The 13035-nt window shown below is 61.2% G+C and carries 15 protein-coding genes and 1 pseudogene; 12 read left to right on the forward strand and 4 right to left on the reverse strand.

The window, feature by feature from the left end:
- The first annotated feature begins 98 nt into the window (after positions 1-98).
- The 5 genes from B2D37_RS00090 to rimI all read left to right on the forward strand — a co-directional run bounded on the left by B2D37_RS00090 (position 99) and on the right by rimI (position 5753).
- The gene (locus B2D37_RS00090; protein WP_079200820.1) at positions 99-1196 is read left to right on the forward strand and encodes a carboxynorspermidine decarboxylase; all 1098 of its coding nucleotides are present in this window, start codon (positions 99-101) and stop codon (positions 1194-1196) included.
- Between the two features lie 30 nt (positions 1197-1226).
- On the forward strand, positions 1227-2471 hold the full coding sequence (locus tag B2D37_RS00095; protein WP_079200821.1) for a saccharopine dehydrogenase family protein: 1245 nt from the start codon (positions 1227-1229) through the stop codon (positions 2469-2471).
- Positions 2472-2894: 423 nt separating this feature from the next.
- Positions 2895-4442 (forward strand): 2-isopropylmalate synthase, encoded by a 1548-nt coding sequence (locus B2D37_RS00100; RefSeq protein WP_079200822.1) that lies wholly within the window; start codon positions 2895-2897, stop codon positions 4440-4442.
- Positions 4439-5233, forward strand: coding sequence for an energy transducer TonB (locus B2D37_RS00105; protein WP_079200823.1), 795 nt, complete (start codon positions 4439-4441; stop codon positions 5231-5233). Before B2D37_RS00100 ends, B2D37_RS00105 begins: the two co-directional genes overlap by 4 nt.
- A gap of 67 nt (positions 5234-5300) precedes the next feature.
- Positions 5301-5753: a ribosomal protein S18-alanine N-acetyltransferase gene (gene rimI / locus B2D37_RS00110; protein ID WP_079200824.1), complete on the forward strand. Its 453-nt coding sequence runs from the start codon at positions 5301-5303 to the stop codon at positions 5751-5753.
- Here the strand turns inward: rimI and B2D37_RS00115 are convergent.
- Positions 5742-6149 carry a hypothetical protein gene (locus B2D37_RS00115; RefSeq protein ID WP_079200825.1) on the reverse strand — a complete coding sequence of 136 codons (408 nt, stop codon included), beginning with the start codon at positions 6147-6149 and terminating at the stop codon, positions 5742-5744. The two genes, rimI and B2D37_RS00115, sit on opposite strands and share 12 nt — an antisense overlap.
- Positions 6150-6508: 359 nt before the next feature.
- On the opposite strand from B2D37_RS00115, the gene can reads away from it, so the two are divergent.
- Entirely contained in the window at positions 6509-7153 is a 645-nt protein-coding gene (gene can, locus B2D37_RS00120; RefSeq protein ID WP_079200826.1) for a carbonate dehydratase, read from the forward strand.
- A 28-nt stretch (positions 7154-7181) separates the two neighbouring features.
- The gene (locus B2D37_RS00125) at positions 7182-8072 is read left to right on the forward strand and encodes a DMT family transporter (RefSeq protein WP_079204846.1); all 891 of its coding nucleotides are present in this window, start codon (positions 7182-7184) and stop codon (positions 8070-8072) included.
- Positions 8073-8179: 107 nt separating this feature from the next.
- Here B2D37_RS00125 and B2D37_RS00130 read toward each other — a convergent pair whose 3' ends face one another.
- From B2D37_RS00130 to B2D37_RS22920, 3 genes are all read right to left on the reverse strand, one after another.
- A complete protein-coding gene (locus tag B2D37_RS00130; RefSeq protein WP_079200827.1) occupies positions 8180-8713 on the reverse strand; it encodes a DUF3087 domain-containing protein in 534 nt (177 codons plus the stop codon).
- A 253-nt stretch (positions 8714-8966) separates the two neighbouring features.
- A complete protein-coding gene (gene gfa, locus B2D37_RS00135; RefSeq protein WP_079200828.1) occupies positions 8967-9545 on the reverse strand; it encodes an S-(hydroxymethyl)glutathione synthase in 579 nt (192 codons plus the stop codon).
- A 120-nt stretch (positions 9546-9665) separates the two neighbouring features.
- A complete protein-coding gene (locus B2D37_RS22920; protein WP_154067008.1) occupies positions 9666-9893 on the reverse strand; it encodes a hypothetical protein in 228 nt (75 codons plus the stop codon).
- 348 nt (positions 9894-10241) lie between these two features.
- Here B2D37_RS22920 and B2D37_RS00140 point away from each other — a divergent pair, with 348 nt between their 5' ends.
- From B2D37_RS00140 to B2D37_RS00160, 5 genes and pseudogenes are all read left to right on the forward strand, one after another.
- Entirely contained in the window at positions 10242-10517 is a 276-nt protein-coding gene (locus B2D37_RS00140) for a hypothetical protein (protein ID WP_079200829.1), read from the forward strand.
- A 168-nt stretch (positions 10518-10685) separates the two neighbouring features.
- A pseudogene (locus B2D37_RS00145) lies at positions 10686-11345 on the forward strand (hypothetical protein); the annotation flags it as partial.
- Positions 11342-12331, forward strand: a complete 990-nt coding sequence (locus tag B2D37_RS00150) for a tyrosine-type recombinase/integrase (protein ID WP_079200830.1) — start codon at positions 11342-11344, stop codon at positions 12329-12331. The pseudogene B2D37_RS00145 and the gene B2D37_RS00150, both read left to right, overlap by 4 nt.
- A gap of 35 nt (positions 12332-12366) precedes the next feature.
- Positions 12367-12612 carry a plasmid stabilization protein gene (locus tag B2D37_RS00155; protein ID WP_079200831.1) on the forward strand — a complete coding sequence of 82 codons (246 nt, stop codon included), beginning with the start codon at positions 12367-12369 and terminating at the stop codon, positions 12610-12612.
- Positions 12609-13028 (forward strand): type II toxin-antitoxin system VapC family toxin, encoded by a 420-nt coding sequence (locus tag B2D37_RS00160; RefSeq protein WP_079200832.1) that lies wholly within the window; start codon positions 12609-12611, stop codon positions 13026-13028. The genes B2D37_RS00155 and B2D37_RS00160 overlap by 4 nt, the downstream gene beginning before the upstream one ends.
- Positions 13029-13035: the final 7 nt, after the last annotated feature.

Consider the following 13035-nt stretch of genomic DNA (forward strand, 5'->3'; position numbering starts at 1 on the left):
TCGATATGCGTCGGTTATCGGCACAATTCGCCTCCACTTTTTGGGGAGGGGGTCGGCACCGCTGATTTCCTGCCGGCTGACCTTGTATAGGCACACAGATGATCAAGACGCCGTACTACCTCATCGACAAGCAAAAGCTGCTGGGCAATCTCGAGAAGATCGCCTACGTCCGCGAGCACTCCGGTGCCAAGGCACTGCTGGCGCTCAAGTGTTTTGCCACCTGGTCGGTATTCGACCTGATGCAGCAGTACATGGACGGCACCACCTCATCGTCGCTGTATGAGCTCAAGCTCGGTCGACAGAAGTTCGCTGGCGAAACCCACGCCTACAGCGTGGCCTGGGCCGACGATGAAATCGACGAGATGTTGGCCAACTGCGACAAGATCATCTTCAACTCGATCGGCCAGCTCGAGCGCTTCGCCGAGGCGTCTGCCGGCAAGATACGTGGCTTGCGGGTCAACCCGCAGGTGAGCAGCTCGGATTACCTGTTGGCCGACCCGGCGCGCCCGTTCAGCCGCCTGGGCGAGTGGGACCCGGAAAAAATCGCCACAGTGATGGATAAGGTTTCCGGCTTCATGTTCCACAACAACTGCGAGAACGACAGCTTCGAGCTGTTCGAGCAGATGCTCAGCACCATCGAAGAGCGCTTCGGCCATCTGCTTGAGCAGGTCGAGTGGGTCAGCCTGGGCGGCGGTATTCACTTCACCGGTGACGGCTATCCGCTGGAGCAGTTCTGCGCGCGCCTCAAGGCCTTCTCCGAGCGTTTCGGCGTGCAGGTTTATCTGGAGCCCGGTGAAGCTGCCATCACCATGAGCGCCTCGTTGGAAGTCACGGTGCTCGACACCTTGTTCAACGGCAAGCACCTGGCGGTGGTCGACAGCTCCATCGAAGCGCATATGCTCGATCTGTTGATCTACCGCCTGGACGCCAAGATGGCCCCCTGTGACGGCGAGCACAGTTACATGGTGTGCGGTAAATCCTGTCTGGCGGGGGACATTTTCGGCGAATACCGCTTCGATCGTCCGCTGACCATCGGCGATCGGTTGTCGTTTATCGACGCAGCGGGTTACACCATGGTCAAGAAAAACTGGTTTAACGGGCTTAAAATGCCGTCTATTGCAGTGCGACAGCTCGACGGCAGCGTCGAGGTTGTTCGTGAGTTTGGATTCGACGACTACCTGTCCAGCCTGTCCTGAAGGCCGGCGGTTAAAGGAGAGATAAAGAAATTGAAGAAGAATGTTCTGATCATTGGTGCAGGAGGTGTCGCCAAGGTGGTGGCCCACAAGTGCGCGCAGCACAACGACGAACTCGGTCGTATTGCTATCGCGTCGCGCAACATCTCCAAATGCCAGGCCATCATCGACAGCGTAAAGGCCAAAGGCAGCTTGAAGCAGCCGGCCGAAATCCAGGCCTATGCCCTCAATGCGCTGGATATAGAAGCAACCAAGGCACTGATCCGCGAGACCCAATCGCAGATCGTCATCAACGTGGGTTCGTCCTTCCTCAACATGTCGGTGCTGCGCGCCTGCATGGATACCGGCGCCGCCTACCTTGATACCGCCATCCACGAAGAACCGGGCAAGGTCTGCGAAACGCCGCCTTGGTACGCTAACTACGAGTGGAAGCACCTGGCCGAATGCCAGGAAAAAGGCGTGACCGCCATCCTCGGTGTCGGTTTCGACCCGGGCGTGGTCAATGCCTATGCCGCACTGGCGCAGCAGCAGTACTTCGACAGCATCGAGTCGATCGACATCCTCGACGTCAACGCCGGCTCCCACGGCAAGTATTTCGCCACCAATTTCGATCCGGAAATCAATTTCCGTGAGTTCACCGGACAAGTCTGGAGCTGGCAGAACAGCCAGTGGACCAGCAACAGCATGTTCGAAGTCAAACGTAGCGACGACCTGCCGGTGGTCGGTGAGCAGAATCTGTACCTGACCGGGCATGACGAAGTGCACTCGCTGTCCAAGCACCTGAACGTACCCAACGTGCGCTTCTGGATGAGCTTCGGCGAGCACTACATCAACGTCTTCACCGTGCTGAACACCCTCGGCCTGCTCTCCGAGCAACCGGTGAAAACCGCCGAAGGCCTTGAAGTGGTGCCGCTCAAGGTGGTCAAGGCCGTGCTGCCGGATCCAGCCTCGCTGGCGCCGAGTTACAGCGGCAAGACCTGCATCGGCGACCTGGTCAAGGGCAGCAAGGACGGCAAGCCGGTGGAGTTGTTTATCTACAACATCGCCGACCACGCCGATGCCTATGCCGAGACCGACAGCCAGGGCATTTCCTACACCGCTGGCGTACCGCCGGTCGCCGCTGCTCTGCTGGTCGCCCGTGGCGACTGGGACGTGGCGCGTATGGCTAACGTCGAACAGCTGCCGGCCGAGCCGTTCCTCAAACTGCTCGATGCGATGGGCCTGCCGACCCGGATCAAGGACGCCAACGGCGACCGGCCCTGGGATCAGAAGCGCTGATCGACCAACAAGACCCGCCAATTCGGCGGGTCTTGTTTTTAGTGCCGGCTTTGCAGGCTCATCCTGGTTACTTGCCGATGGCTCATGCGCTCCGGGCCATCGGATGGAAAACCGCGAAGCGTTTTCCTCCACGAACCCGCCGCGCCATGTCGATGGCGGATGTAAACAGCGAGATCCTCCCTTTGAGCTCTTGCGTCCATCACGCGTCCAGAAGTGCGCGATGCGCGAGGGCGATCGGTAGGGCGGGTGCAACCCGCCGGAATCTCTTGGCCATTGGCGGGTTGCACCCGCCCTACGCTTTGATGCGGAGTGTGGCGCTGCTTTCCACGCTTCCCGCCTGCGGCGTTTCACGCGACAATCAGCACTTATCGACATAGGCCCCACGTCGGGCCTGTGCTTCTGCGCATTCGTGAGGAACCCAGCATGAGCAGCAACGACCGCGTCATTATCTTCGACACCACCCTGCGCGATGGCGAGCAGAGTCCCGGCGCGTCCATGACCGGTGAAGAAAAGTTGCGCATCGCCAAGGCTCTGGAGCGGTTGCGCGTCGACGTCATCGAAGCCGGCTTCGCCATCGCCAGCCCAGGTGACTTCGCCGCGGTCAAGGCGATTGCCGACAGTATCAAGGACAGCACCGTGTGCAGCCTGTCGCGCGCCCTAGATGGTGACATCGACCGCGCCGCCGAAGCCCTCAAGGGCGCCAACAGCGGGCGCATCCACACCTTTATCGCCACCAGCCCGATCCACATGCAGTACAAGCTGCGCATGCAGCCCGATCAGGTGGTCGAGCAGGCGGTGCATGCGGTCAAGCGTGCGCGCAACCTGTGTGCCGATGTCGAGTTCTCCTGCGAAGATGCCGGTCGTTCGGACATCGACTTTCTCTGTCGGATTGTCGAGGCGGCGATTGATGCCGGTGCGCGCACCATCAATATTCCGGATACCGTGGGCTATGCGATTCCGCACCAGTACGCCGAGACCATTCGCCAGCTGCTCAACCGCGTGCCCAATGCCGACAAGGCAGTATTCTCGGTGCATTGCCACAACGACCTGGGCCTGGCCGTGGCCAACTCCCTGGCCGCCGTGGTCGCTGGCGCACGTCAGGTCGAGTGCACGATCAACGGCCTCGGCGAGCGGGCCGGCAACGCCGCGCTGGAAGAGATCGTCATGGCGATCAAGACCCGTGCAGACCTGCTCGGCGTACATACGCGCATCGACACCCCGCACATCCTCAGTACCTCGCGCCTGGTCTCCGGCATCACCGGTTTCCCGGTGCAGCCGAACAAGGCGATCGTCGGCGCCAACGCCTTCGCCCACGAATCGGGGATCCACCAGGACGGCGTGCTCAAGCACCGTGAAACCTACGAGATCATGTCTGCCGAGTCGGTTGGCTGGAATGCCAACAAGATGGTCATGGGCAAACATTCCGGGCGTGCGGCGTTTCGCTCGCGTCTGGAGGAGCTGGGTATCGTCCTGGCCGGCGAGGGCGAACTGAACGCCGCCTTTGCCCGTTTCAAGGATCTGGCCGACAAGAAGCACGAGATCTTCGACGAAGACCTGCAGGCACTGGTTTCCGACAGCCTGACCGCCGAAGCACCTGAGCACTTCAAACTGCTGAGCCTGGAAGTGACGAGCAAAACCGGCGAAGTGCCGCAGGCGCAGATCGCGGTCAGTGTCGATGGCCAGGAGCGCCGTGCGGCCGCGCAGGGCTCCGGTCCGGTGGATGCGACCTTCAAGGCTATTGAGTCGATTGCCAGTTCGCAGGCCAACCTGCAACTGTACTCGGTCAACGCCATCACCGAGGGCACCGACTCCCAGGGCGAAGTCACCGTACGCCTGGAGAAGGGCGGACGTATCGTCAATGGCAACGGCGCCGATACCGACATCCTGGTAGCGTCGGCCAAGGCCTACATCAACGCCCTCAACCTGATGCAGGACGGCCAGAAGGCTCACCCGCAGGTGGCTGACGTTTGATTGCAGAGCTGCGTCGTCGCGCCTACCTGAGCGCCATGCAGGTGGCCAGCTGGCTGCCGCGGGTGGAGTTGCCGTTTGCCGCGCCCTCACGCCCGGAGCTGCTGCAGCCGGCAGAGCCTGAGGTGCCAGTCGCAGCCGAGCCGCCGGCCGCCGTGCCCGTCAGCGAAACGGCGCCACCTAGCCAGCCCGAGCCGCGAGCCGAGCGGCCGAAGATCGAGGTGCCGCGGCCCAGCAGCGCTCCGCGCAACGGCAAAGCGGACGCCGCCGATGCGGCCGAGCCGCCCGTAGTAACCAAGCCGGTGGTCGCGGCGCCGCCGCGTTTCGCTCTGCAACTGCTGCGCGCCGGTGGCTGCGCCTTGCTGGTCGAGCTGCCCACTGGCGAGCCCTTGCAGGGCCGTGATCCGGCCTATCTGCTGCTCAGGGATCTGCTGCGCGCCGCCGGTCTGCCGGACAGCCCGCAATTGGTCGGCGAGCCGGTACGCTGGCCATTGCTAGCACGCGGCAGCATGGATCAGGGGCCACAGGCCGCGCTGGATTACGTGCAGAGCTTCATCGCCGCGCGCCTGGAAGAGCAGCAACCCTGCCGCTGCCTGTGGCTGGTCGGCTTGCCGGCCATTCGCTTTGCCGGCGACGCCGATGCCGAGGTCTACAACCGCGAGTTGCAGATCGACGAATTGGGTGCGGCCTGGGCACTGCCGGGGCTGGAATTGCTGATGGACGAGCCAGAACGCAAGGCCGAACTGTGGCAGGCCATGCGCCGGGTGCGGCAGCGCTGGCTGGCTGACTCTTGAGCACGTCCTGCGTGGCCTTGTTTCGGCCACTTCGCCTACGTATCCACCGCCTGTCGAGTCAACCTGAATGAGTGATGCGATTTCTTTCCGCCGGATAACCGAAGCGGATATCGAGGCCGTGCTGAAAATCGAGTACGCCGCGTTCAGCCATCCCTGGACGCGCGGGATCTTCCTCGACAGCCTCAAGTCCTACGATTGCTGGGTGATGTTCGAGGGCCAGCAGCAGGTTGGCCACGGGGTGATCAACGTGATCATCGACGAGGCCCATCTGCTCAATATCACCATCAAACCGGAGAGTCAGGGCCGTGGCTTCGGCTTGCTGCTGCTGGAGCGCCTGATGCAGCGTGCCATGGAATTGAATGCCGGCGAATGCTTCCTCGAAGTGCGCGCCAGCAACCAGTCGGCTTATCGCCTGTACGAGCGTTACGGGTTCAATGAAATCGGCCGGCGCCGCGACTACTACCCCGCAGTCGGCGGTCGCGAGGACGCGCTGGTGATGGCCTGCACGCTAATCGATTGAACCGTCCGGAGTGCGCTGGCGCGCCGAGTTGAGCGGCTCCTGGCCGGCCATTTCCTCTTCATCGAGAACATCGCCGGTGCCGGCTTCGTCTGCGTCGACGATGCGCAGATCCATGTCCGCCGCCTGCACCTCACCGTGTTCAGAGGGCGAGCGGGCGCCGTCGTTGCTGATCAGGTCTTCTGCTTCGAGGTCGTCGCTGTCGGGGCCACAGCCGCGATCATCATCGCCGCTCAGACCTGCTTCACGACGTTGGCTGGAGGAAAGCGCCTCCATTATCTGATCTTGGGCACTGGGCTCGTTCAGCGCTGCTTCCTCGGCAGCCTGCTTGCGCGTGTGCTCCTCTTGCTGGTTCGAGGCCTGCTGGGCTGCTGCGTTCGTTGTACTGGAGCGGCTCATCGGTATTCCTCTTTTTGGGTGGCCATAGGGAGTTGACGGTCCTGGGCGCGGAAGATTCCCGCTGATTTTCCCTGCGGTCGTTCGAGTGGGCCGGTTCGACTGACGCGAATCGGCGGGTCTTGGTGCTCTTGCCACCTGCGTTAGGGTGCCCAGGTTCGATGCCGGCTCGACTCGCGGACGTGAAACGCTGCGTGGTTGTGCGAGCGGCACCCTGCGGGGGCGGGCAGCGGTTGGTGTCGCGACCCGCTTGCATCGAGGCTGTTGCTGTCGATCTCGGCTGTGACGGCAACGCCAAGTGACTTGTCAAAGGCCATGCGCGCTCCGTATGGTGCGCATCGATACTCCAGGGAGCCGATGGTATGAGTGACTTACAACACCTCTTCGACAACAACGCGCGCTGGGCCGAGGCCATCACCCAGCAAGACCCCGCGTTCTTCGCCAAGCTGGCCCGCCAGCAGGCGCCGGAATACCTGTGGATCGGCTGCTCCGATGCGCGGGTGCCGGCCAACGAAATCGTCGGTCTGCTGCCGGGCGATCTGTTCGTCCATCGCAACGTCGCCAACGTGGTGCTGCACACCGACCTCAACTGCCTGTCGGTGATCCAGTACGCGGTCGACGTGCTCAAGGTCAAACACATCCTGGTCACCGGCCACTACGGTTGCGGCGGCGTGCGTGCTTCTATGCAGGACACCCAGTTCGGCCTGATCGACGGCTGGCTGCGGACCATCCGCGATTTGTATTACGAGCACCGCGACTACCTGGCGACCCTGCCGAGTGAGGAGGAGCGGGTCGACCGCCTCTGTGAACTCAACGTGATCCAGCAGGTGGCCAACGTCAGCCACACCACCATCGTGCAGAACGCCTGGCATCGCGGTCAGGAACTGTCGGTACATGGCTGCATCTACGGTATCAAGGACGGTCGCTGGAAGAACCTCAACGTCACCGTCAGTGGCATCGAACAGCTGCCGCCGCAATACCGCCTGCGTCCGCTCGGCCAGAGCTGAGGTGACGAACAGTTCGCGCAGCCTGGCCATGCTCGGCCTGCTGCTGGCGGTGCTCTGCTGGTCGGGCAACGCCCTGGTGGCGCGCGCCTTCGCCGGTGAGATCCCGCCCTTCGCCCTGTCGTTCTGGCGCTGGTGCCTGGCCCTGAGCCTGCTGCTGCCCTTCGTCCTGGCGCCGATGTGGCGTCATCGCCCGCAGCTGCGTGCGGCTGGCTGGCGCCTGCTGGTGCTCGGCGGCCTCGGCATCGCCGGCTACAATTCGATGCTCTACAGCGCCGCCCAGACCACCGTGGCGATCAACATCACCCTGGTCAACACCTGTCTGCCGCTGATGACCTTCATCGGCGCCGGTCTGCTGCTCGGCGAATGGCCGCAGCGCCGCGCCTGGTGGGGCATGGGGCTGGCCGCGATCGGCCTGCTGGTGCTGATCACCCAGGGCAGTTGGACGACCCTGACGGCGCTGTCGTTCAACCGTGGCGACCTGATCATGCTCCTGGCTGTGGCCGACTGGGCGCTGTATTCCCTGCTGCTGCGACGCTGGGCCAAGTACCTGCTGCCGATCCCGGCGCTGGCCCTGCTCGGTGTACTGATGCTGCTCGGCGTGCCGCTGATTCTGCCGTTCTACCTCTACGAGCTCAGTCAGGGTGCTCGTTTCGTCGTCAGCCTGAGCAACCTCGGCGCGATTGCCTATACCGCCGTGTTCGCCTCGCTGGTCGCCTATCTCGCCTGGAATCACGGCGTGCGCGTACTCGGCGCCGCCAAGGCGGCACTCTCCAGCTACCTGATGCCGGTGATCACTGCCGTACTCGGCTGGCTGCTGCTGGGTGAGGGCTTGCAGGCGTTCCACTGGCTGGGCGGCGGGCTGATCTTCGCCGGCTTGTTGCTGGGCACACAGATGGCGCCGAAGCCGGCTGATCGATAGGGTGATTATGCCGCTTGGTAGGAAGGGGCGCGCCGCAGAGACCGGGTCGGATCGGTTAGGTCAAGCGGCGCGATAGCCGTAGGCTGTTTCGCTGGTGATGGGCGCGTTTACCGCGCGGCGTTAGCTTTCTTCACCGTCGCAAGCCAGGCTGGGTTCATCTGCTTCAGCTCGGTATTCATGCCCCGAGCCTCCATGCTCTCCTTGTGCCGATTGATCTCCGCCACCATCTGGCTGAGGGCGCTGGAGTTGCCGTCCAGTTGGTGCATCTGGGTCAGGCCCAGGTGATAGAAACGCAGCAATTTCATCGCCGTCTGATCTTGAGCAGTTACGCCGGCAGTGAGGTGATGCATGACGTTGGTGATGCTCATCAGCCTGCGCTTGAGTTGCCAGCCGTAGACCGCCGGCGCCATCCAGGGCTGCTGCCAGAATTTGAGCCGCACCAGTGCTACGGTCAGCAGCAGCCCGGCAATAATACCGCCCAGATTCCAGCGGAAATTATCGCCGCCGGGTTCGCCGAACAACAGCACGGCGGTGCTAGACAGCAGCATGCCCAGCAACAGGAAGATCACCACAATGATTATCGTGCTGCGGCGCGTTTGCTGACGGTATTCTTCAGGGTTCAACTGCTTGATCTCGAACATCACTCCCGCAGGACTCCTCTGTTGAGCGGATGACAACGTGGCGGACATTATCACCCACAGCAATCGCGCTGGCGCGATTAACGTTGTGGGCGTGCTGGTCTTGCCTGCGTTGGCCGCGCCTGGATGGCGCTGTAGGTGAGCCGGCTGGGGGGATTTATTCGCGCGCGCAGCCGCAGCCAGGGGTAAGGAGGCAATGGGTCAGCGCGACTTACGCTCGCAAGTGGCCCCGCCTCCGCTCCCGCGTCACGTCACGTCAGGACTTCAGCGCGCCAGAGGCCTTGGCGGCGTGCGTCGCGATGATATCCATCAGCTCTGGCGACAGGCAGTCATAAGGTTCCAGGCCGAGAACCTTGAGTCGCGCACGTACCGAACCCATGATCGCCGGGTTGGCGCCTGATTCGATGATTGAAGAGACGAATGCGGCGAATTGCGGCGCGGACCAGCCCTTCTCCGGGGACAGTTCCGTGTGAATGAAGTCGAATCCGTAGAGGGGATGAGTGCTGTTCTCGATGCGGCCGTACATATGCACGCCGCACTGGCTACAGGCGTGCCGCTGGATGGTGGCCTGGGCATCGACCACCGTAAGCTTCTCGGCATGCTCGGTGACCTTAAGCTTGTCGCGCGGCACCACCGCCACCACGGAGAACAGTGCGCCCTTCGGTTTCCAGCACTTGGTGCAGCCGCAGGCGTGGTTGTAGGCCGATTGCGAGTCGATTTGCACCCGGACAGGATCCTGGCTGCAGCGGCAGACGAGCGAGCCGCCAGGGAAGTCCTCGGCGCCCGCCTGAATACCGTCGTCGAGCGACGGGTGAAGCGAAAATGTGGTTGTCATTAGCCACCTCCTTAGTCAGCAGAAGGTCCGGGGCTGTCATCTCAGCCTACCGGGCGGAGATTTAAGCGTAGCAGGTAAGGGCGAAACCAGAAGCCCCGCGCAGTGGCGGGGCGTGGCATCTCAACGATGCGTGTGTTTACCAGCCTCACGATCCGGCTGGCGATGTTTGTGGTGTTGGCATTTTTGCTCTTCATTCGGGTGCTGATTGGGTTTGTGATGCCCTGTGGCATGATGGCGATCCGCGCCATCTGTGATGGTCCCTGCTGAGGTCGTGTACTCGTGATAGGCGCAGCCGGTCATCAGCAGAAACGCCGCCGCCAGGACGAGCATTGAAAGACCCGCTAGCATGCCTGCCTCCTTAAGTCTGGGATGGTTCATCCCTGCATGCATGAGACACCCGGCCGGGGTAAGAGGAGGTCAGTGAGGTGGAAAGGCTAGGTAAGGGTTGGGCGAAAACCGATAACTCCGTGCAGACTGCCCGTGTCGGTTAAAAACCGAGCCGTCCGCTAAACCATTTATTGGCGTGAGGTCGAGATCTCCCCAGGGAACTTGTCCCGTCTCAAGCTTGTCCTTGAGTCGCCAGCTTTGTCCGCAGATCTGCACGATGCAGGCAGGGGCAGCCAGCAATCCAGGCGCAAGCGACAGCTCGTGCATCAGTCGCCAGCGATCATTAAGCCCTTAGACAGGATATGTGACATGAGCAAAACAGCACAGGAATACGCGGATGAGTTGATGCCGCTGGGCCGCCTGCCAGATCCTGATCCGACCCTAGGGGCACACTTCAGGTTCGTTAATGTCGATGTGGCTACAGAAGATCGTACTCAGGAAGTAAAGCACGCAATCGCGATGACGCTGTGTGAGCGGTTTCAGCTGATGTACCCCGACAGGACGGTCTCTATCGGGCGTTTCGGGATCAATAACGAGGGATGGCGCATGTGTTTCGAGGTGGCACCTGTATCTGCTGAGGGGTAGCTCCTCGTACCGCATCAGGATCAACGCTCGGTTTGAGTGGACAGTAGCCGCGCCGACACACGGTTAAAGCGGCGATTGCCACTCTCCTGCCGTGCTGCTTTCCATAGCGTCTATGAATGCTGCGGTTTCCAGGCATCAGGACAGTTAACCCACATCCTAGGCACTACATTCGGCTCCGCTGGTGGCGTTCAGCTGACGATCTACAACAAGACCGAGCAAGCCCGCGCCACCGACAAACTCGACTACTGGGAACGCGTGTGGAAACGCCGCGACAGCTTCGGCGATAGCGACCCGGACAACTACAACCCAGATCAAGACGTCTGGCGGGTAGAGCTGCGTTATCACCATTCGATAATCCAGCAGTTCGCCAGCGGCTCCGTTGACGTCAAGACAGGCGAAGCTATCGACACCCGGTCGTTTGCTGCGTTCTCGGGCCATCTGGACGGTCTGTGGCGCTATGGTTTGGGTCAATTCAAACTATTGGCCCGTCCTGGCTACTTCGCGCCGATCTGGACGCTGATCCGCGATGACGTGCGGGTCGATCTGCCGGTGGACTCCCTGCTCGATAACACCGAATACAAGCGCTACTACAAGACCTCTCGCGGCTTCTCCGGCAAGAACGTGGAACTATTCCTGGGAAACTTCGTAAGCCTACCAGCACGGGAGCGGGTGGGCGCAAAAAAAGCTTTTGATACCCTCCAGCAATGGGACTGCTGGCCGGTTATCCGTGACCACTACGCCGCTAAGGAAATGAGCGAACGCGATCTGTTCAAGCACATCAAGGCGCTACTGGAGGAGCGCAACGTTAGGTGGGGCAGGGCGGTATGACGGTTCGCAAAGATGGGAAAACCTGGACCGCTGATTTCTATGAGAATGGTCGTGTCGGTCGGCGTATTCGCAAAAAGGGCTTTGCTACCAAGTCAGCTGCTCAGCGTTACGAATCGGACTACTTCGCCTCCCTGAATCAGACCGGCAGACCGCTCGATGATCGCCTCTCCGATCTGGTTAGCGTCTGGCATGCCTTGCACGGTTGTTCGCTCAAGGATGAAAAAGCCCGGCTATCGCGAACCCTGGCTGTAGTCGAGCGCCTGGGCGATCCTCGCGTCTCCGACTTCGATGCATTGGCCTGGGCGCGTTATCGCCAGTCACGTCTGAAAGACGCCTCACCCAGCACGGTAAATCACGAACAGCGCTACTTGTCCGCAGTGTTCTCCGAGCTGATTCGCTTGGGCGCATGGTCAGGCATCAACCCGCTGGCCAATGTTCGCCAGATCAAGACCGATCAGACCGAGCTGTCATTTCTGACCCTGGAGCAAATTGGGCAGCTCCTCGATGAGTGCAGGAAGTCGACGAACAACCATACCTATCCGGTTGCCCTGATCTGCTTGGCCACTGGTGCGCGTTGGGATGAAGCGGAAAGCCTGACGCGGGGAGCGATCTTTGGCGGCAAGGCCCACTTTCACCGGACGAAGAACCGGCAGTCTCGCTCGGTGCCAATACCCAAGGCAGTCGAAGACGCTGCGTTCAAGGTTTCCATGCCTGGGAACGGTCGGTTGTTCATGTCCTGCCGGGCGGCATTTCGAAGCGCTTACGAACGCTGTGGTTTCCAGACGCCAGGGCAGCTAACCCACATCCTGCGGCATACCTTTGCCAGTCACTACATGATGGTGGGAGGGGATATCCTCAGCCTGCAACGAATCCTCGGCCATTCCTCGATCACCATGACCATGCGCTATGCACATCTATCACCCGATCATCTGGAGTCGGCGTTGAGGCTGTCGCCCCTTGCGCAGTGCGGATATACTTCGAGGTGATAGCAATGCATTCAATGATTTCACTCGGAGGCGATATGGCCAGCATCACTATTCGAAACCTAGACGACGACATCAAGGCTCAACTGCGTGTTGTTGCCGCAAGCCATGGCCGTTCGATGGAAGAAGAGGTCAGGGTCATTATTCGCCATGCGCTGTTTAAGTCAGAAAAAAGCGGTGGCTTGGGTAGTCGCATCAATGCTCGATTCGCTGCCGTTGGTGGGGTGGATCTCGAAGTGCCTGCTCGCAAGGACAAGGCCCGTGCCGCGAGCTTTGACGAATGATCTTGCTGGATACCAACGTGCTTTCAGAGTTGATGCGGGCCAAGCCTGCTGCTGAAGTCTTGGCGTGGGTTGATGCCCAGCCTTCAAGCGAGCTGTTCACCAGTGCCATCACCGTTGCTGAAATTCTCTACGGCATCGCCCGCATGCCTGACGGCAAGCGTAAGGACGGTTTGTTAGAGCTGGCGACGCTGATGTTCGAAGAGGATTTTTCTGGCCGTATTCTTCCGTTTGATACAGAAGCGGCTGTTCACTATGCCGGCTTAGCCGCTGAGAGTGAGGCGAAAGGGAGGGTCGTGGATATGGCCGATGGGCAGATCGCTGCCATTGCCGCTTTGCATGATGCGCGAGTCGCTACGCGCAATGTTCGGCACTTTGACTACCTGGGCGTTCCCGTTATCAATCCTTGGGAGGCTTGAGGTGGGT

It is taken from the genome of Pseudomonas sp. CC6-YY-74 (assembly GCF_002025205.1).
GTDB lineage: Bacteria > Pseudomonadota > Gammaproteobacteria > Pseudomonadales > Pseudomonadaceae > Aquipseudomonas > Aquipseudomonas paeninsulae.